20 protein-coding genes are annotated in these 17,647 nt (G+C 57.7%); 18 read left to right on the top strand and 2 right to left on the bottom strand.

The features are described from left to right. Nucleotides 1–184: 184 nt before the first annotated feature. Nucleotides 185–544, bottom strand: coding sequence for a hypothetical protein (locus ACUTQW_RS19300; protein WP_037432196.1), 360 nt, complete (start codon nt 542–544; stop codon nt 185–187). 284 nt (nt 545–828) lie between these two features. Here ACUTQW_RS19300 and ACUTQW_RS19295 point away from each other — a divergent pair, with 284 nt between their 5' ends. The 17 genes from ACUTQW_RS19295 to dkgB all read left to right on the top strand — a co-directional run bounded on the left by ACUTQW_RS19295 (nt 829) and on the right by dkgB (nt 15,306). Then, complete coding sequence (locus tag ACUTQW_RS19295) at nt 829–1,545, top strand: beta-ketoacyl synthase chain length factor (protein ID WP_062791658.1); 717 nt, start codon at nt 829–831, stop codon at nt 1,543–1,545. Then, complete coding sequence (locus tag ACUTQW_RS19290; RefSeq protein WP_004948948.1) at nt 1,545–2,363, top strand: lysophospholipid acyltransferase family protein; 819 nt, start codon at nt 1,545–1,547, stop codon at nt 2,361–2,363. Before ACUTQW_RS19295 ends, ACUTQW_RS19290 begins: the two co-directional genes overlap by 1 nt. 4 nt (nt 2,364–2,367) lie before the next feature. Next, entirely contained in the window at nt 2,368–2,628 is a 261-nt protein-coding gene (locus ACUTQW_RS19285; protein ID WP_004948950.1) for a phosphopantetheine-binding protein, read from the top strand. A gap of 9 nt (nt 2,629–2,637) precedes the next feature. Further along, nucleotides 2,638–2,889: an acyl carrier protein gene (locus ACUTQW_RS19280; protein ID WP_004948952.1), complete on the top strand. Its 252-nt coding sequence runs from the start codon at nt 2,638–2,640 to the stop codon at nt 2,887–2,889. A 15-nt stretch (nt 2,890–2,904) separates the two neighbouring features. After that, nucleotides 2,905–3,489, top strand: a complete 585-nt coding sequence (locus tag ACUTQW_RS19275) for a COG4648 family protein (protein ID WP_020438490.1) — start codon at nt 2,905–2,907, stop codon at nt 3,487–3,489. Continuing rightward, nucleotides 3,456–4,829, top strand: coding sequence for an AMP-binding protein (locus ACUTQW_RS19270; RefSeq protein ID WP_006323725.1), 1,374 nt, complete (start codon nt 3,456–3,458; stop codon nt 4,827–4,829). Before ACUTQW_RS19275 ends, ACUTQW_RS19270 begins: the two co-directional genes overlap by 34 nt. Continuing rightward, nucleotides 4,826–5,170: an ApeI family dehydratase gene (locus tag ACUTQW_RS19265; protein WP_004948957.1), complete on the top strand. Its 345-nt coding sequence runs from the start codon at nt 4,826–4,828 to the stop codon at nt 5,168–5,170. The genes ACUTQW_RS19270 and ACUTQW_RS19265 overlap by 4 nt, the downstream gene beginning before the upstream one ends. Further along, a complete protein-coding gene (locus ACUTQW_RS19260) occupies nt 5,161–6,873 on the top strand; it encodes a glycosyltransferase family 2 protein (protein WP_064798666.1) in 1,713 nt (570 codons plus the stop codon). The genes ACUTQW_RS19265 and ACUTQW_RS19260 overlap by 10 nt, the downstream gene beginning before the upstream one ends. Further along, nucleotides 6,870–7,298 carry an acyl-CoA thioesterase gene (locus ACUTQW_RS19255; RefSeq protein ID WP_004948959.1) on the top strand — a complete coding sequence of 143 codons (429 nt, stop codon included), beginning with the start codon at nt 6,870–6,872 and terminating at the stop codon, nt 7,296–7,298. Before ACUTQW_RS19260 ends, ACUTQW_RS19255 begins: the two co-directional genes overlap by 4 nt. Continuing rightward, nucleotides 7,295–7,900: a LolA family protein gene (locus ACUTQW_RS19250; RefSeq protein ID WP_006323734.1), complete on the top strand. Its 606-nt coding sequence runs from the start codon at nt 7,295–7,297 to the stop codon at nt 7,898–7,900. Before ACUTQW_RS19255 ends, ACUTQW_RS19250 begins: the two co-directional genes overlap by 4 nt. Further along, on the top strand, nt 7,875–10,196 hold the full coding sequence (locus ACUTQW_RS19245; protein ID WP_208295314.1) for an MMPL family transporter: 2,322 nt from the start codon (nt 7,875–7,877) through the stop codon (nt 10,194–10,196). Before ACUTQW_RS19250 ends, ACUTQW_RS19245 begins: the two co-directional genes overlap by 26 nt. Next, nucleotides 10,196–10,768 carry a DUF3261 domain-containing protein gene (locus tag ACUTQW_RS19240; RefSeq protein ID WP_006323743.1) on the top strand — a complete coding sequence of 191 codons (573 nt, stop codon included), beginning with the start codon at nt 10,196–10,198 and terminating at the stop codon, nt 10,766–10,768. The genes ACUTQW_RS19245 and ACUTQW_RS19240 overlap by 1 nt, the downstream gene beginning before the upstream one ends. Further along, nucleotides 10,768–11,937, top strand: a complete 1,170-nt coding sequence (locus ACUTQW_RS19235; protein ID WP_006323744.1) for a beta-ketoacyl-[acyl-carrier-protein] synthase family protein — start codon at nt 10,768–10,770, stop codon at nt 11,935–11,937. The genes ACUTQW_RS19240 and ACUTQW_RS19235 overlap by 1 nt, the downstream gene beginning before the upstream one ends. Continuing rightward, nucleotides 11,934–12,407, top strand: coding sequence for an ApeP family dehydratase (locus tag ACUTQW_RS19230; protein WP_006323745.1), 474 nt, complete (start codon nt 11,934–11,936; stop codon nt 12,405–12,407). Before ACUTQW_RS19235 ends, ACUTQW_RS19230 begins: the two co-directional genes overlap by 4 nt. Continuing rightward, nucleotides 12,404–13,135, top strand: coding sequence for a 3-ketoacyl-ACP reductase FabG2 (locus ACUTQW_RS19225; RefSeq protein WP_006323747.1), 732 nt, complete (start codon nt 12,404–12,406; stop codon nt 13,133–13,135). The genes ACUTQW_RS19230 and ACUTQW_RS19225 overlap by 4 nt, the downstream gene beginning before the upstream one ends. After that, nucleotides 13,132–14,361, top strand: a complete 1,230-nt coding sequence (locus tag ACUTQW_RS19220) for a beta-ketoacyl-ACP synthase (RefSeq protein ID WP_006323749.1) — start codon at nt 13,132–13,134, stop codon at nt 14,359–14,361. The genes ACUTQW_RS19225 and ACUTQW_RS19220 overlap by 4 nt, the downstream gene beginning before the upstream one ends. 141 nt (nt 14,362–14,502) lie before the next feature. Beyond that, on the top strand, nt 14,503–15,306 hold the full coding sequence (gene dkgB / locus ACUTQW_RS19215) for a 2,5-didehydrogluconate reductase DkgB (RefSeq protein WP_006323751.1): 804 nt from the start codon (nt 14,503–14,505) through the stop codon (nt 15,304–15,306). A 42-nt stretch (nt 15,307–15,348) separates the two neighbouring features. Here the strand turns inward: dkgB and yafC are convergent, their stop codons facing one another. After that, on the bottom strand, nt 15,349–16,236 hold the full coding sequence (yafC, locus tag ACUTQW_RS19210) for a DNA-binding transcriptional regulator YafC (RefSeq protein ID WP_006323752.1): 888 nt from the start codon (nt 16,234–16,236) through the stop codon (nt 15,349–15,351). Between the two features lie 107 nt (nt 16,237–16,343). On the opposite strand from yafC, the gene ACUTQW_RS19205 reads away from it, so the two are divergent. Continuing rightward, nucleotides 16,344–17,519 carry an MFS transporter gene (locus tag ACUTQW_RS19205; protein WP_020438499.1) on the top strand — a complete coding sequence of 392 codons (1,176 nt, stop codon included), beginning with the start codon at nt 16,344–16,346 and terminating at the stop codon, nt 17,517–17,519. Nucleotides 17,520–17,647: the final 128 nt, after the last annotated feature.

The following is a 17,647-nucleotide window of genomic DNA, read 5'->3' as shown; positions in this document are numbered from 1 at the left end:
GATAAGCCCTGAGTCTATGACTCAGGGCTTTTTCATATTGAAAACTTGTCATAATCGAAATATCGTTGCGTGTTTTATGCGGTGAGAGACTTTATTGATAAATAATTGTCTGAATTTAACGCCAACACAAAGAATAATATGCCCGACATCATTACTTTTACTGGGTGATGTACCTTACCGAATGTTATTTAATATTCTGCCGTGCCAGTTCTAACTGAATGTCCTTATTCAGATTAGCCTCCCAGCGATTGTAATTTGAATGAAGCTTGCCCTCTTTGGCATCCATATTGTTGCTTCCCACATAGATACGGATGTCGGCTCTGTGGCCACGCAACAATATTTTTCCATCGATAACACCCTCACTGACCAGGTTGATAATCCAGCCACGGTTCAGCCCGGCGTAGAGAATAGCCCGACGTACCTGAACTTCGCTGTGGTTGCCGGCAATACTTTGGTTGATGTTTTGCACTGGAGCGGTACCTGCACAGCCGCTAGCCAGAGCGGCGACGAATACGCCAACTAAAATGCGTGTTAAGGGTTTCATACTCTTTTCCCTGAGTGATAGTAAATAATAAATACATTAGCTATTATAATGTTTTTGGCGAGGGGTTACCTTCATTAAGGTACCAACAAGAACCATTGTCGATAAATATGGATGATTTTTATCGTGATAATTTTACGGTGCTTAATTCTCTCTGTCTTACGTCTATAACTAAGCTTAATCATTTAATCGAATATTCCGAGCAAAAATAGGAATTTTGCGCATGCATTATTGGGTTAAATATAATAAATTTACGCACGGAATTTTTATGACCTGTAATGGCATTAATGGCGGGCGGCATGAATATACTCAGTTGGTGGGCGATGGCTCCCGATCGTGGAACGCGTGAAGCATGGCGCCAGTGGGCTACAGATACTCATTTTTCCGCTGAATACCGGGGTGTGTTACCCGCATGTTCCCATATACCGATGATGTCGCTACGGCGGATGAGTGCTGGAACGCGGTTGGCCGTCGAGAGCGGGCTGATCTTATTAAACGACCATCAGGCGGATATGGCGATTTTTACCAGTCGTCATGGTGAGCTGGAGCGTACGCACAAAATTCTTCAGCATCTGCATCAGGAACAGCCATTGTCACCCACAGATTTTGCCATGTCGGTGCACAACACAGCAGCAGGGTGGTTGACCATTACGGCGAAGAATACCTTACCGACCACCTCACTGGCTGCGGGTGAGGACAGTTTTCAACAGGGGATGATTGAAGCCCAGGCCGTGTTGGCCACCGGCAGTGCCGAGCGGGTGCTATTAATTGATTTTGACGGTATCGTACCGGAGGTTTACCAGCCTTTCATTCCGGCGAATCCCTTCCCCTATGCGGTCGCACTGCTGCTTGAAAGCGGCAATTCATTGAATTGTCGTACGGTAAGGCCTGGCCTGGATCTCCGTAAGGAACCACAGAGCCTGTCATTTTTGCGTGGCTGGCTTGGCGCAGATAAAGAATTCACGGTGCCTGGCCCGCAGCACTGCTGGATGTGGGAGCGCTGATGGTCAGGGTTATACCTGCTGAACAAATCCCCGAGCAATCTTCATGGGTGAACCGTTTCTGGCGGATTATCGCCACCGGTTTGTGTTTTTCGCTTTTCGGCCTCGGCGGGCTGTTGCTGTCCGGCATCTGGTTTAACCTGATGCGTCTGGCAGTGCGCGATCCTGCGCGCCGCAGCCAACTGACGCAAAATTCGATCCGAAACAGCTTTCGCTTTTTTCTGGGCACTACCCGCTTATTGGGCGTACTGGATTACCGTTTCGACGGTGCCGAGCGCCTCAAAGAGGATCGCGGTTGTCTGGTGATCGCCAACCATCCCAGCCTGCTGGATTATGTGTTGCTGGCTTCGCGCATGCCGCGCTGCGACTGCATCGTTAAAGAAGCCCTGCTGAATAATGTGTTTGTCAGCGGCGTGATAAAGGCGGCGGGTTACCTGGCCAATGCGGAGTCGGATCGTTTACTGGAACAATGCCGGCAACGTCTGGCTAGCGGCGGGACTATCCTGATCTTTCCTGAGGGGACACGTACCTCGCCAGGCAAGGCTCTCACACTACAGCGAGGGGCGGCAAATATAGCACTGCGCAGCCAGTGTGACATTAGGGTGGTACAGATTCACTGTCGCCCGCCCATGCTGACGAAACAGGGTAAATGGTATAACATTCCGCCGATAAAACCTCAGTTCCATATCACCGTTCAGGATAAGATCGAAACTCGTACCTTTATTCGTGCGGATGACGTTTCTCCCGCCCTTGCGGCAAGAAGATTAACCCAGCATTTAACTGACGCTTTACAGTCAGACTCTATAAATAATGAGAAATAGTGGAATGAATTTATTGAGCACCGAAATCAAGCAATTGATCATTGATACGCTCAATCTTGAAGGTATGACGCCGGAGGAGATTGACGCCGAAGCACCGCTGTTTGGTGATGGACTGGGCCTGGACTCGATTGATGCGTTGGAATTGGGCCTGGCATTAAAGAACCGTTATGGCGTGGTGCTGTCAGCTGAAAGCGAAGACATGCGCCAACATTTTTATTCCGTGGAAACGCTGGTGAAGTTTGTTTCTGCACTGCGTAGCAAATAAGAGGTTTTCATGGATAAGCAAGCTATTTACCTGCAAATTCAGGCGTTGCTGGTCAAACTGTTTGAACTGGATGCTGATGATATTAAACCGGAATCTCGCCTTTACGAAGAGCTGGAGCTGGACAGCATTGATGCGGTAGATCTGGTGGTGCATCTGCAGAAAACCACCGGCAAGAAGATTAAGCCGGAAATGTTCAAGTCGGTGCGTACCGTGCAGGACGTGGTTGACGCTATCGATGAACTGCTGAAATCAGACAGTTAACACCGCGGCGCTAAGATGAGAACCGCTTCTTGGCTGAACCCTGTTTTGCGGTTGCTGCAGAGCCTGACCTGGCTGCTGCTGTTGCTTTACCCCCTGGCGGTGTGGGCCGGCCTGACACGTTGGGGAACCACAATCCTGGCGCCCTTACTGGCGGCGGTTTTTGCGTTGCGGCTGTTGGTTTTGCGCGGCAACCTGCACCGGCACATGTGGCTGGGCAAGGCGTTAGCCGGAGTAGGTACCCTGCTGGCACTCGCCAGTTGGGGGCTAAAACAGAGCCACTGGTTGCTGTATTACCCGGTGTTGGTCAACGTTTTACTGCTTTTGTTGTTTGCCTACTCCCTGTTTTCGCCGCCCACGGTGGTTGAACGGCTGGCACGAATTACCGAACCGCAATTAGACGCCACCGGCGTGGCTTATACCCGACGGGTGACTCAGGTCTGGTGCGGGTTCTTTATAGTTAATGGCGCAATAGCGCTGGCAACCTGCCTGTCAGGCGATATAGCGCTCTGGACGCTGTACAACGGCGGCATCAGTTATCTGCTGATGGGGGCATTAATGGGTATTGAATGGATAGTCAGGAAAAGGATCAGGCGCGCCTGAGTTTACCGATGAGCCAGTGGCTCAGCGCGGATCGGGATGATTCGCTGCTTATTGCCTGGCGTGGCCCGCAGGCACTGCGCCTTGGCCAATTCCGCCGCGATGTCGCCGCCCTGGCCGCAAGGCTGGCAGGCAGGGAAGAACGCCGCTGGGCGCTGTGTTTTGAGGATAGTTATCGTTTTGCCGTTGCCTGGCTGGCATCGCTTTATGCCGCCAGGTTGCCGGTGATCTTCGGCCACCAGCGTGAAGCTATCCTCAAAGAGCAGCGGGCGGATTACGACGCTCTGCTGACCGATTTCCCTCTCAATCCCGGTACGCCGGTTCTGAGCGTGACAGAGGACTCTGTGGCGGATATCCCGCTGCCCGCCTGGCCTCAGGATCCCCGATTTATTCTTTATACCTCAGGCTCGACCGGCCGGCCGCAGGCGGTAATCAAATCTGTCGCCTGCATGGATCGCGAGAGCGAACTGTTGGCCGCCGAGTGGGGCGAAGTCTTTCAGGGCTGCTGCGTGGCGGCATCGGTGTCTCATCAGCATATGTACGGCCTGAGTTTCCGCCTGTTCCTGCCGCTGGCGCTCGGCCTGCCGTTTGATGCGCAGCTGACGCAATATCATGAGCAACTGATTGCCAGGCATCAGGAACGGCGTCTGATTTTTGTCAGCAGCCCGGCGTGGCTTAAACGTTTGGATAACCGGTTGGCGTTTTCAGCCTGCGCCCAGGTGTTTTCCGCCGGTGGCCCGCTAACCTTTGCCGAAGCGCAGCTTACCCGGCAAATGCTGAAGGTGCTGCCGCTGGAGATTTACGGTACCACTGAAACCGGCATGCTGGCCTGGCGCAGGCAAACCGAGGAGGCAAAGCTTTGGCGGTTGTTTACGTCCATTGAGCTAAGGGTTAATTCGGATAAAAGCGTCAACGTAGCCTCGCCGCTGATACCTGATAGCGGTGAAGCGGCGCTGAGCGATATTATCCAGCTCGCGCCGAATGGCCGGCTGTTTCAGCTGGATGGCCGCGCCGATCGGATTATCAAGGTAGAAGAGAAACGTCTGTCGCTGACGGAAATTGAGCGACGCCTGAAAGCCTTGCCGGAGATCGCCGATGCCGCAGTGCTGCCACTCCAGCAAAGAGGGCGCACCCTGTTGGCGGCGGTGATAGTGCTTTCCCCGCACGGTGAAGCTCGCCGGCAACGCGTGTCCGAAGGGACTTTCACCCGAGAACTGCGCCAGGCGCTGCGCAGCTGGCTGGAGCCGGTGGCGCTGCCGCGCAGTTGGCGCATTATTGATGTCCTCCCGCTTAACCCGCAGGGCAAACGCGCCTATGCCGAACTACAGGAGCTGTTTTTATGATGCAACCTGAGGTACTGCAACAGCAGGTGAGCGATGAGACCCACGCCAGCCTGTTATTGCGTCTGCCCGAGGGGCTGTTTTGGTTTCGCGGCCATTTTCCTGAGCAGCCGATCCTGCCCGGCGTGGCCCAAGTGAACTGGGCGATGCAGTATGCGCATCAGCTATTGGGCATCAAGGCGCCGTTCAAAGGTATCGACGTCGTCAAGTTTCAACAGCCCTTGTTACCGGAGCAGAGCGTATTGCTGCTGCTTGAATGGCAACCGGCGCGCCACAAGTTGTTGTTCAGCTATCGCCTCGGTGAGGCTACCGCCAGCAGCGGTAAGATTTCGCTATGTCAGTGACCGCGCCGTTCTCTCCTTGCATTGTTATCCCTTGTTTCAATCATGGGCAGATGATGGCCGACGTGCTTGCCTCGCTGGCCGGTTATGGCTTGCCGTGCCTGGTGGTGGATGATGGCAGCGCTGCCGCTACCGCCGATGAATTACAACGGTTGGCGGCTGAGTTACCTTGGGTTCAACTGCTGCGGCTGGAGCAAAATCAGGGCAAAGGCGCGGCGGTGATCGCTGGGCTGCAATGGGCGCACCGCCAGGGCCACAGTCACGCTTTGCAGGTGGATGCCGACGGCCAGCATCAATTGAGCGATATCCCGGACATGATCGCCGAAGCGCGCGCTCATCCCGAATGTTTGATTTCCGGTCAACCGGTCTACGACAGCTCGGTACCGAAGGCGCGGCTGTATGGCCGCTATGTCACTCACGTATGGGTGTGGATAGAAACCCTGTCGCTGTCGCTGAAAGACAGCATGTGCGGTTTTCGCGTTTACCCGGTGGAATCGACGCTGGCGCTGGCGGCGAGTCACCCGCTCGGCAAGCGCATGGATTTCGATACCGAGGTGATGGTCAGGCTCTATTGGCAAGGCGTGCCGAGCCGTTTCCTGCCGACGCGCGTCACCTATCCGGCCGATGGCGTTTCCCATTTTGACGCGCTGCGCGACAACTTGCGTATTTCCTGGATGCACACCCGTTTGTTTTTCGGCATGTTGCCGCGTATTCCACGCCTGCTGCGTCGCAAGCCGGCGAGATCACTGCACTGGTCGGCAACCGAAGAGCGCCATGGTCTATGGGGCATCCGGCTCATGCTGCAGGTTTACCGGCTATTTGGCCGCCAGGCATTTCAACTGCTGCTGTACCCGGTGATTGGCTACTTCTGGCTCACCGGCCGCGCCCAGCGCGAAGCATCGCGCGACTATCTGCAACGCCTGCGGCAGTTCGCACAGGACAGGCAACAAGCCTTGCCCGCACCGCTCAACAGTTTCCGTCACTTTATGCGCTTCGGCGATGCGATGCTCGATAAGCTGGCAAGCTGGCGGGGGGAACTGCATGACATTCAGTTGGTGGATCGCGCGGGCTTCGAGCGGCAGATCGCTTCCGGCCAAGGGACCTTGATCCTGGCTTCGCACCTGGGGGATATCGAGTCCTGTCGTGCGCTGGGCGAGCTGGATGCCAGCGTTAAGGTCAATGCGTTGGTGTTTACCGAACATGCCGAGCGCTTCAACCAGGTGATGAAAGAGGTGAATCCGCGTGCCAATCTGAATCTGATTCAGGTCACTTCGCTGGGCCCGGAAACAGCCATGCGCCTGCAAGACAAGCTAAACGCCGGTGAATGGGTGGCGATTGTCGGCGATCGTACCTCCGCCGGAAAACATCAGCGTGGCGAACGGCCGCGCGTGGTGTGGAGCCATTTCCTCGGCAAGCAGGCGCCTTTTCCGCAGGGGCCGTTCATCCTGGCCGCCGCGCTGCGCTGCCCGGTATTTCTGATGTTCGGCCTCAAGCAACAGGGGCGGCTGAACCTGTATTTCGAACCCTTTGCCGATCCGCTGCTGCTACCCCGCGCCCAACGCCACCAGGCATTGCAGCAGGCGGTAGATAATTATGCCGCGCGGCTCGAGCACTATTGCCTGTTGGCGCCGCTCGACTGGTTCAATTTTTTCGATTTCTGGCAGTTGGCGGCGTGGCCGTCGGCGCAACAGGAGCCTGAGACATGAAACTAAAAGAGGATCCGCGTTTTTCCACCCGGATTGAGATGACTATCCCGTTCCATGATACCGACGCCATGGGCGTGGTGTGGCACGGCAACTACTTTCGCTATTTTGAGATCGCGCGCGAAGCCTTGCTGAAACAGTTCAATTACGGTTATCGCCAGATGCAGGCTTCGGGTTATGTTTGGCCGATCGTGGATACGCGGGTGAAATACATCGCGCCGGTGCTGTTTGAGCAACGGATCATCGTCTGCGCCGAACTGGAGGAGTACGAAAACCGTCTGCGCATTGGTTACCGTATCCTGGATGCGCAAAGCGGCAAAACCACCACCCGCGGGCACAGTATCCAGGTGGCGGTGGATGTCGAAAGCAAAGAGATGTGCTTTGTTTCACCGCAGATACTGTTGGATAACATCGGGGGCGAGCAATGAAAAGCTGGTTATTGATGGTCTTCGCCCTGTTCAGCCTGAGCGCCCAGGCGGTCACGCTGACGGAGTTGCAGCAGCGATTCGGCCAACAGCCGGTGTTGCGTGCCGAGTTCGAGCAACAGCGCAGCATCAGCGGTATGGCGAAACCGCTGAAATCGAGCGGCGAACTGCTGATTTCCCAACAAAAAGGGCTGTGGTGGTCACAGCAGAAACCTTTCCCGCTGACCTTGTTGCTGGACGATAAACGAATGGTGCAAACTCTGGCCGGCCAGCCTCCGCAGGTGGTGACGGTGGATAACAATCCGCAGATGTTCCAGTTCAACCACCTGCTGACCGCGTTGTTCCACGCCGACAGCCAGGCGCTGGAGCAAAACTTTGCCTTGCAGTTCAGCGATCTGGGGCGCAACAAATGGCGGTTGATACTGACGCCAAAAACCACGCCGCTCGATCGCTTGTTCAAACGCATTACGCTCAATGGGGAGCAATTCCTGGAAACCATTGATATCGACGATATGCAAAGCGATGCCACGCACATTCGCTTCTTTAATCAACGTACGGCGCCGCAGGAACTGACCGTTGATGAGCAACAGCGTTTTGCGTCCTGAACAGCATCGGCGGCTGGCTTTTGGCTGGTTGGCGATTTGCCTGATATTGCTCGCGGCGCTGTGCTGGCTGCTGCCCCGCAGCCAGATCAACAGCAGTGTGCTGGCGTTATTGCCGAAGCAGCAACTGGCGGGCGTGCCCGATGAACTGGCCGACGGCTTCAGCCGCCGGCTCGATCGCCAATTGATGTGGCTGGTGAGCCCACCGCCAGGTGCGGACAGCGCCGCAGTGAGCTGGTGGTGGCAGCAATTGCGGCAGATGCCGGAATTGCAGCAGGTTGGCGGCCCGATGGACGCGCAACGCCAGCAGCAGTGGGGACGATTTTTTTATCAGCACCGCAACGTGTTGCTGGACGATGCCACCCGGCAACGGCTGAGGCAGGAGCCGGAGGCGCAAAGCCAGTGGATCCTCGGCCAGCTTTACTCGGCCTTCGCCGGCGTCAGCGGCAAGGAACTGGCTAACGACCCGCTGATGTTGGTGCGTGGTTCGCAGTTGGCGCAGCAGCGCAACGGCGGTTCACTGAGCTTATCAAACGGCTGGCTGGTGGCGCGTGACCCGCAGGGGCGCAGTTGGTATCTGCTGCACGCCGAGCTTGGCGCTTCCTCTTATGACATCGGCAGCGCACGAAGCACGGTAGATAAACTGACGGCGTTGCAACAGCAACTGCAACAACGTTGGCCGGGCGCCGAGGTGTTGAACCGCGGCACGCTTTATTACAGCAACTACGCCAGCCAGCAGGCTGAACACGATATTTCGACCATTGGTCTGGCCTCGGTGGCGGGAGTCTTCCTGCTGGTGCTGTTAATGTTCCGCTCAGTACTGCCGTTGTTGCTTTGTGCGCTGTCGGTGGGGATCGGCGCCTTGGCGGGCACCGTCGCCACGCTGCTGGCGTTTGGTGAAATTCATTTGATGACGCTGGTGCTGAGCATCAGCATCGTCGGCATTTCGGCAGATTACGCGCTCTATTTTCTGACCGAACGCCGGGTGCATGGGCAGCAGTCGACGCCGCTTGCCAGTTTGCAAAAACTGCTGCCGGCACTGTCGATGGCGCTGCTGACCACTGTGGTCGCCTATCTGGCGCTGTTGATTGCGCCGTTCCCGGGCCTGCAGCAGTTGGCGGTGTTTGCCGCCGCAGGCCTGAGCGCCGCCTGCATTACCGTGATCTGCTGGTATCCGCAGCTGTCGCGTCGGCTGCCGGTGCGTCCGGCACCGGGGCTGGCGCTCATCCTTCGTTGGCTGCACGCCTGGCGCCACCAGCCACTGCTGCGCTATGGGCTGCCCGGCGCGGCGTTGCTGGTCATTATTGCCGGTTTCAGCCAACTGAACGTGGATGACGATATCGGCCAACTGCAGGCGTTGCCGGTGGCGTTGCAGCAGCAAGAACAACGTATCGCCGCGTTGACCGGCCAACATAACGATCAGAAATGGCTGGTGGTGTACGGTGCCAATGGTGAACAACTGCTGCAACGGCTGGAGTTGTTGCAACCCAAGCTGGCGCAGGCCAAACGGCAAGGCGTGCTGGCGGATTATCGCCTGCTGCCGCTGCCTTCGCATCAGCGTCAGCAGGAAAACGTCGCCCTGTTGCAACGCATAGCGCCACAGGTGATGGCGCAGTTGCAGCAGGCGGAACTGACGCTGAATACGCCTGATTTGACCGCTGATTGGGTGACGCCGCAACAGTGGCTGGACAGCGTGGTCAGCGAGGGCTGGCGTCTGCTTTGGCTGACGTTGCCTGACGGCCGCAGTGCGGCGCTGGTTCCGGTCAACGGCGTGCAAAACAGCGCGGCGATGCAGGCATTGGCTGGGCAGGTGCCGGGCACCGGTTGGATCGACCGGAAAACCGAATTCAGCGAACTGTTCGGCCAGTACCGGCTGTATCTTTCGTACCTGCTGGCGCTGTCGGTGGCGGCGATCGCACTGATCTACCTGTGGCGTTTTGGGTTGGGGCACTGCCTGCGCTGCATGGTGCCGACGCTGTTGTCGCTGGGGTGCGGCATTGCGGTGCTGGCGCTGAGCGGCCATTCGCTGAATCTGTTTTCGCTGTTGGCGTTGATATTGGTCTTGGGGATCGGCATTAACTATACGCTGTTCTTCACCAATCCCCGGGGCACGCCGACCACCTCGATGTTCGCCATCTTTATGGCGGTCTTCACCACCCAACTGACCTTTGGCATGCTGGTACTGAGCCATACTCAGGCCATCAGCAGTTTTGGCATTGTACTAAGCAGCGGTATCGCCGTGGCATTTCTGTTGGCGCCGCTGACGTTAGCAACGAAAAGAAAAAGAGGAAAAGCCTGATGCGCGGCTTACGAATGATGCTGTTAATGCTGGCAACCCTGCTGGCCGGCTGTGCCGGTTCGCAGGATCCCACCTTGCCGCAGGCGTGGCTGAAACCCGGCACGCGGGTGACATTGCCGCCGCCGGTGTTAGAGCAACCGATCAGCCAGCAGCAGTTATTGACCGCCGAAGTGAAGGGACAGCGGCATTCGATGCTGGTGCTGCTCAATGCCGACGGCCGCCGCCTGCAACTGGTGGGGATGTCGCCGCTGGGCATCCGCTTGTTCAACCTGACCTATGATCGCCAGGGGATCCACACCGAGCAGTTGATCAAAGTGGGTGAACTGCCGCCCGCCAACCAGGTGCTGGCCGATATCATGCTGAGCTATTGGCCAGCGGCCGACTGGCAGCCCTTGCTGCCTGCAGGATGGCGGTTGGAGGATCGGCCGGAGGTGCGCCGTCTGTATGACGATCGCGGCGCGACGATCAGTGAAATCCGTTATCAGCAAGCCCATGGCCAACGCAATCCGCTGTCGATAACCCAATCCGCTTTCCATTACCGCATCACCATTCAGAATCTGGGGAGCGAATAATGATCTATTTCACTGCCGTAGGGATGGTGAACGCGCTGGGTGGCAGTCTGCCGCAGATCGCGGAAAATTTGGCTCGCGGCGTAGCGCCTGGCATGCAGAGGCAGACGCAGTGGCTGCTTGGCGGCGCGCCCTCCTGGTTCGGTAACGTACAGGGCGAGCTGCCCGCCATTCCTGAGTCGCTTAAACGCCATCACTCTCGCAACAACCGTCTGCTGTTGGCCGCATTGGCGCAAATCGAGGCACCGGTGCATGAGGCCATCGCCCGCTACGGCGCCGATCGCGTTGCGGTGATCATGGGCACCAGCACTTCCGGCATTCACGAAGGTGAGCTGGCGCTGCAACGGCATCAGGCAGGGCAGTGGCCGCAGGGCTATGATTATCAGCAGCAGGAGTTGGGCGACCCAGGCCAGTTCCTCAGCGCCTTTCTTGCTACCCGTGGCCCGGCCTACACCTTGTCTACCGCCTGTTCCTCCAGTGCACGCGCCATCATCAGCGGTAAACGCCTGATTGACGCCGGGCTGGTGGATGCGGCGATTGTGGGCGGTGCCGATAGCCTGTGCCAGATGCCGATCAACGGCTTCAACAGCCTGGAGTCGTTGTCGGCGGAGCGTTGCACGCCATTCGCCGCCGGGCGCAGCGGCATCAATATTGGCGAGGCCGCTGCGCTCATGCTGCTGACGCGTGAGCCGGCAGCCGTCGCCTTGCTGGGTGTCGGTGAGTCTTCCGATGCCTGGCATATGTCGGCACCGCATCCGGAAGGCGCCGGTGCAGAACGGGCTATCGACATGGCGCTGCGGCAGGCGGGGTTGAGCGCCGAACAGATCGGGTATATCAATCTTCACGGCACCGCGACGCGGCTTAACGATCGGGTAGAAGCTCAGGTGGTGAATCGCCTGTTTGGCGAGCAGACGCCGTGCAGCTCCACCAAGCACCTCACCGGCCACACGCTGGGTGCCGCCGGTGCGGTAGAAGCGGCGCTGAGCTGGTTGTTATTGACCCAGCCATTGCCATTGCCGCAGCAGGATTTCAGCGTTTCGCCCTGCGATGGCGAGCTGGCACCGATAGGTCTGGTTTCCCGGCAGCAACCGTTGCGCCAGCGCGCTATCTTGTCGAATTCGTTTGCGTTCGGCGGCAATAATGCCTGCCTGTTGCTGGGGGATGCGCCATGAGTCGTTATCACACTGCGGAATATTATTTGCCCCACGCATCACCGATGGTGCTGCTGGAAAGGGTGCTTGAGGTAGGCGAGGAGCACGCTCAGTGCGCGGTGACAGTCAGCCCTGACGGCGTATTGGCCCCCTTTCTTGATGCGCAGGGCGCACTGCCTGGCTGGTACGGCATTGAGCTGATGGCGCAGGCCATCGGCGTCTGGAGCGGCTGGCATGGCAGGCAGCATGCCCAACCACCGCAGCTTGGCATGCTGCTCGGGGGGCGCGCCATCCACAGCGAACTGCCGGTATTTCCTGCCGGCAGCGAACTGCGGGTTAGCGTGCAGCAACTGCTGAAAGACGAAAAGCTGGCCAGTTTCGAATGTGAAATCGGTATCGATAATGTGCGGGTCGCACAGGGCAGGCTGAATACCTATCAGCCTGATCAACAAGAAATAATCCAATTGACTACCTTAAGGGGAAACGCATGATGCGTTCCGTTTTAGTCACCGGCGCCAGTAAAGGGATCGGTCAGGCGATTGCCTGCCGCCTGGCTGCGGATGGCTTTTTGATCGTCGTTCACTACCACCGCGATAAAACCGGGGCAGAGTTCACGCTGCAGCAAATTGTCGCCGCCGGCGGGCAAGGGCGTTTGATTCAGTTTGATATCAGCAACCGCACCCAATGCCGCGAGCAGCTTGAGCAAGATATTGAGGTTCACGGCGCCTATTACGGCGTGGTGAACAATGCGGGCATTACCCGCGATGGCGCTTTCCCGGCACTGAGCGAAGAGGACTGGGACGGGGTGATCCACACCAACCTCGACAGCTTCTACAATGTGCTTCACCCTTGCGTCATGCCGATGATTGGCCTGCGCAAAGGCGGGCGAATCATTGCGCTGTCGTCGGTTTCCGGCGTAATGGGTAACCGTGGGCAGGTCAACTACAGCGCGGCCAAGGCCGGCGTAATCGGTGCCTGCAAGGCGCTGGCTGTCGAGTTGGCGAAACGCAAAATTACCGTTAACTGCATCGCTCCGGGCCTGATTGACACCGGTATGATCGACATGGAGCCGGCGGCGCTGAAAGAAGCGATGGGCGCGATCCCGCTCAAACGCATGGGCTCGGCGGAAGAGGTGGCCGGGCTGGCCAGCTATTTGATGTCAGATATTGCCGGCTACGTAACGCGGCAGGTCATTTCCATTAACGGAGGAATGGTATGACGCAGCGAGTGGTTGTGACCGGCATGGCGGGCGTTACCGCTTTCGGCAATAACTGGGCGGACGTATCCGGCCGGCTGAAGCAGGGTAAGAATGCGGTGCGTTATATGGCGCAATGGGAAGAGTATCAGGGGTTGAACACCCTCCTTGGCGCGCCGATCGATGATTTCGTGCTGCCGGAGCATTATACGCGCAAGCGCATCCGTTCGATGGGGCGCGTTTCACTGTTGGCTACCCGTGCGACCGAACTGGCGCTTGAGCAGGCCGGGTTGCTGGGTGAGGCGGTGTTGACCAACGGCGAGACCGGCATCGCCTACGGCTCCTCTACCGGCAGCACCAAACCGGTCAGCGAGTTCGCCACCATGCTGACGGAAAAACACACCAACAATATCACCGGCACCACTTATGTGCAGATGATGCCGCACACCGCAGCGGTGAATACCGGCCTGTTTTTCGGCCTGCGGGGACGGGTGATCCCGACCTCCAGCGCCTGTACTTCAGGCAGCCAGGCGATTGGCTACGCTTACGAGAGCATCCGCCACGGTTATCAGACGGTGATGGTGGCGGGCGGAGCCGAGGAGCTGTGTCCTTCGGAGGCGGCGGTGTTCGATACGCTGTTTGCGACCAGCCAGCAAAACGATCGCCCGGATATGTCGCCACGCCCGTTTGATCGTCAGCGCGACGGCCTGGTGATTGGCGAAGGGGCCGGAACCTTGATTCTTGAGTCGCTGGAGCATGCGCAGGCGCGCGGCGCCACTATTTACGGCGAGATTATCAGTTTTGCGACCAACTGCGATGCGGCGCATATTACTCAGCCGCAGCAGGAAACCATGCAGATTTGCATGCAGCAGGCGCTGAAGGCTTCCGGGCTGGCGACCGGCGATATCGGCTACATCAGCGCTCACGGTACGGCGACCGATCGCGGCGATATAGCGGAAAGCCAGGCAACGGCGGCGATTTTTGGCAACCGCGCGCCAATCTCCTCGCTGAAAAGCTATTTTGGCCATACGTTGGGTGCCTGCGGCGCACTGGAAGCCTGGATGACGCTGGAGATGATGCGCGAAGGCCGCTTTGCGCCGACCATCAATCTCAGTGAACCGGACAGTGCCTGCGGCGATCTGGATTACATCATGGGTGAATATCGGCAAATTGATACCGAGTTCGTGCAATCGAACAACTTCGCGTTCGGGGGGATCAACACCTCGTTGATCCTGCGTCGCTGGGCGTAATTCCTGCAAACCGGGGCGCTCGCTCCGGTTATTGTTGCCGTTGAATCAAAAGTCTTATGCGCAATAGGGCGTTTTTGATCAACAAAACAGTTGCCATAATCCTCCCATATCGCATCAACATCCTAATGAGAGAATAACATTATGAGCATCCCTGCATTTGGTTTAGGCACTTTCCGTCTTCAGGATCAGGTCGTGATCGACTCGGTCAGCACTGCGCTGGAGTTGGGGTATCGCGCGATTGATACCGCGCAGATCTACGAAAACGAAGCGGCGGTGGGCCAGGCAATTGCCGCCAGCGGCATACCGCGCGACGAGTTGTTCATCACCACCAAGATTTGGATCGCCAATCTGGCGAAGGGCAAATTGATCCCGAGCCTGCAAGAGAGCCTGAGCAAGCTGCAGACAACCTACGTCGATTTGACGCTGATCCACTGGCCGTCACCCAATGGCGAAGTTCCCGTTGCCGAGTTTATGGCTGAGCTGCTGGAAGCCAAAAAACTGGGGCTGACGCGCCAAATCGGGGTGTCCAACTTCACCCTGGACCTGATGCAGCAGGCGATCGATGCCTTAGGTGCGGAACAGATCGCGACTAACCAAGTTGAGCTGTCCCCGTATCTGCAGAACCGCCAGGTGGTTGAGTTTGCTCAGCAGCACGGCATTGCCATCACCTCCTATATGACGCTGGCCTATGGTAAAGCGCTGCAGGATGAAACCATCAAGGCTATCGCGGCGCGGCGCAACGCGACCCCCGCTCAGGTTATCCTGGCCTGGGCGCTGCAACTGGGTTATGCGGTGATCCCTTCTTCCACTCGGCGTGAAAACCTGGCGAGCAACCTGCTGGCGCAGCAGTTGACGCTGACTGCGGAAGAAATGGCGGAGATGGCTACGCTGGAAAGCAATGGCCGTTTGGTTAGCCCGGAAGGCCTGGCGCCGAACTGGGATTAACGTTCCGGAACATGTGCATCAGGGCGCCCAAGGGCGCCTTTTTTATTGCGCCAGGCGTTCGCTGACGAAGTCGATAAAGCTGCGCAGGCGGTTGCTGACCGCACTGTCGCTGTAATACACCGCATTGATCGGCATCGCTACCGGCAGGGTCTCTTTCACCAGAATCGGCACCAGATTGCCGCGTACTATATCCGCATCGATCATAAAATCCGACAGGCAGGCAATGCCGTTACCGTGCAGGCACAGATGACGCTGGGTTTCACCGCTGTTGGTGGTCAGCCCCGGCGTGATTTCCAGTTGACGGCCGTCGGTACAGGCCAGCGGCCAGCGGTTCAGGCTGGGCAGATCGTTAAAACCGATACAGCAATGCCGTTCCAGCGCCTCCACCGTCTGCGGCGTGCCGTACTGCGCCAGATAGGCGGGGGAGGCCAGCACGCGCCGATAGCTGGTCATCAGTTTACGCGCCTTCAGGGTGGAGTCGCTCAGTTCACCCACGCGGATGGCGATATCCACCTTACGTTCTATCAGGTTGATAAAGTTCTCTGACGACACCAGCGACAGCGACATCTCCGGGTAACGAGCCCTGAACTCCGCCACCAGCGGCGTCAATACGTGCAGCACCACCGGCGTAGCGGCGTCGATACGCAGCAGCCCCTGCGGGCGCCGGCGGCTTTCCATCAGCGCATTTTCTGCCGCCGCCATATCGCTCAGTACCTTCTGCACCTGGCGGAAATAGTTTTCCCCTTCCTGCGTCAGGCTGATTTGCCGCGTAGTGCGATTTAGCAGCGTCACGCCCAGCTTGGCTTCCAGTTTCTTGACCGTGCGGCTGACCACCGAGTTGGCCTGTTCCAGCCGCTCAGCCGCCCGGCTGAAACTGCCGCTTTCCACCACGGTGACAAAAGTGATCAACTCATCGGAATTGGCCTTCATTGTTGCTCCATTGGCAAAATTAATTTGAAACTTTGAGCATTTTTATCATTTAAGCATGGGCAGATAATAGCCGTCATCAACCTGAACGCTATTTGGAGTAAATAAACATGCCTCTCGCATTACTTGCATTGACCATCAGTGCCTTTGCTATCGGCACCACGGAGTTTGTGATAGTCGGCTTGATCCCGACCATCGCAGAGCAACTTGGCGTTACCGTGCCCTCTGCAGGGCTGTTGGTAACCATTTATGCTATCGGCGTGGCGATTGGCGCACCGGTGCTGACGGCATTGACCGGCCGCGTGCCGCGCAAGCTGCTGCTGATCGGTCTCATGGTGCTGTTCACCCTCGGCAACCTGCTGGCCTGGCAGGCTCCAGGCTATGAGTCGCTGGTGGTTGCTCGCCTGCTGACCGGCCTGGCGCACGGCGTATTCTTCTCAATCGGCTCTACTATCGCGACCGGCCTGGTGGCGAAAGAGAAGGCCGCCTCGGCGATCGCCATCATGTTCGGTGGCCTGACCGTGGCGCTGGTGACCGGGGTGCCGTTGGGGACCTTTATCGGCCAGCACTTCGGCTGGCGCGAAACCTTCCTGGCGGTATCACTGATTGGCGTTATTGCCACTGTGGCCAGCATCATTCTGGTCCCGAACAATATCAAGAATCAGGCCAGCGCCAGTATCGGCGAGCAGTTTAAAGTGCTTACCCATCCGCGCCTGTTGCTGATCTACGCCATCACCGCCCTCGGTTACGGCGGCGTGTTCACCACCTTTACCTTCCTGGCGCCCATGATGCAGGAATTGGCGGGTTTCTCCGCTCCGACGGTAAGCTGGATCCTGTTGGCCTATGGCATTGCGGTGGCGTTCGGTAACATCTGGGGGGGAAAACTGGCGGATCGTCATGGCGCCGTGCGAGCGCTGAGCTTTATCTTTGCCGCATTGGCCGCTCTGCTGCTGGCGTTCCAGTTCACTGCCGGCCACAGCATTGCCGCGTTGATAACGGTGATCGTCATGGGCGTGTTTGCCTTCGGCAACGTTCCGGGTTTGCAGGTGTATGTGGTGCAGAAAGCCGAGCAGTACACGCCGAACGCGGTGGATGTGGCTTCCGGTCTGAATATTGCGGCATTTAACGTGGGCATTGCGCTGGGGTCGGTGATTGGCGGCCAGACCGTAGCTACTCTGGGATTGGCGCAAACGCCGTGGATTGGCGCGTTGATCGTGCTGGTGGCCCTGTTGCTGGTTGGCCTTAGCGGGCGTCTGGATCAGAAGTACCAGCAGCAGCCTGCCTGATCCCCATGCTCTCACGCTATTCAGGCCCGCAGTTCATTTTGCGGGCCTTTTCGCATTTCTCACTCATCGTCGCTAACCTTTACATACATATACTGTCAGAACATTGAATTCCCTGTTTCAGGCCCCTA

This window comes from Serratia sp. TSA_7, from assembly GCF_052692135.1.
This window is presented reverse-complemented; position numbering and strand designations above follow the sequence as displayed.

Coding starts and splice junctions, on each gene's coding strand:
- ACUTQW_RS19300 (WP_037432196.1), bottom strand. CDS start 544: ATGAAACCCTTAACACGCATTTTAGTTGGCGTATTCGTCGCCGCTCTG.
- ACUTQW_RS19295 (WP_062791658.1), top strand. CDS start 829: ATGGCGGGCGGCATGAATATACTCAGTTGGTGGGCGATGGCTCCCGAT.
- ACUTQW_RS19290 (WP_004948948.1), top strand. CDS start 1,545: ATGGTCAGGGTTATACCTGCTGAACAAATCCCCGAGCAATCTTCATGG.
- ACUTQW_RS19285 (WP_004948950.1), top strand. CDS start 2,368: ATGAATTTATTGAGCACCGAAATCAAGCAATTGATCATTGATACGCTC.
- ACUTQW_RS19280 (WP_004948952.1), top strand. CDS start 2,638: ATGGATAAGCAAGCTATTTACCTGCAAATTCAGGCGTTGCTGGTCAAA.
- ACUTQW_RS19275 (WP_020438490.1), top strand. CDS start 2,905: ATGAGAACCGCTTCTTGGCTGAACCCTGTTTTGCGGTTGCTGCAGAGC.
- ACUTQW_RS19270 (WP_006323725.1), top strand. CDS start 3,456: ATGGATAGTCAGGAAAAGGATCAGGCGCGCCTGAGTTTACCGATGAGC.
- ACUTQW_RS19265 (WP_004948957.1), top strand. CDS start 4,826: ATGATGCAACCTGAGGTACTGCAACAGCAGGTGAGCGATGAGACCCAC.
- ACUTQW_RS19260 (WP_064798666.1), top strand. CDS start 5,161: ATGTCAGTGACCGCGCCGTTCTCTCCTTGCATTGTTATCCCTTGTTTC.
- ACUTQW_RS19255 (WP_004948959.1), top strand. CDS start 6,870: ATGAAACTAAAAGAGGATCCGCGTTTTTCCACCCGGATTGAGATGACT.
- ACUTQW_RS19250 (WP_006323734.1), top strand. CDS start 7,295: ATGAAAAGCTGGTTATTGATGGTCTTCGCCCTGTTCAGCCTGAGCGCC.
- ACUTQW_RS19245 (WP_208295314.1), top strand. CDS start 7,875: ATGAGCAACAGCGTTTTGCGTCCTGAACAGCATCGGCGGCTGGCTTTT.
- ACUTQW_RS19240 (WP_006323743.1), top strand. CDS start 10,196: ATGCGCGGCTTACGAATGATGCTGTTAATGCTGGCAACCCTGCTGGCC.
- ACUTQW_RS19235 (WP_006323744.1), top strand. CDS start 10,768: ATGATCTATTTCACTGCCGTAGGGATGGTGAACGCGCTGGGTGGCAGT.
- ACUTQW_RS19230 (WP_006323745.1), top strand. CDS start 11,934: ATGAGTCGTTATCACACTGCGGAATATTATTTGCCCCACGCATCACCG.
- ACUTQW_RS19225 (WP_006323747.1), top strand. CDS start 12,404: ATGATGCGTTCCGTTTTAGTCACCGGCGCCAGTAAAGGGATCGGTCAG.
- ACUTQW_RS19220 (WP_006323749.1), top strand. CDS start 13,132: ATGACGCAGCGAGTGGTTGTGACCGGCATGGCGGGCGTTACCGCTTTC.
- dkgB (WP_006323751.1), top strand. CDS start 14,503: ATGAGCATCCCTGCATTTGGTTTAGGCACTTTCCGTCTTCAGGATCAG.
- yafC (WP_006323752.1), bottom strand. CDS start 16,236: ATGAAGGCCAATTCCGATGAGTTGATCACTTTTGTCACCGTGGTGGAA.
- ACUTQW_RS19205 (WP_020438499.1), top strand. CDS start 16,344: ATGCCTCTCGCATTACTTGCATTGACCATCAGTGCCTTTGCTATCGGC.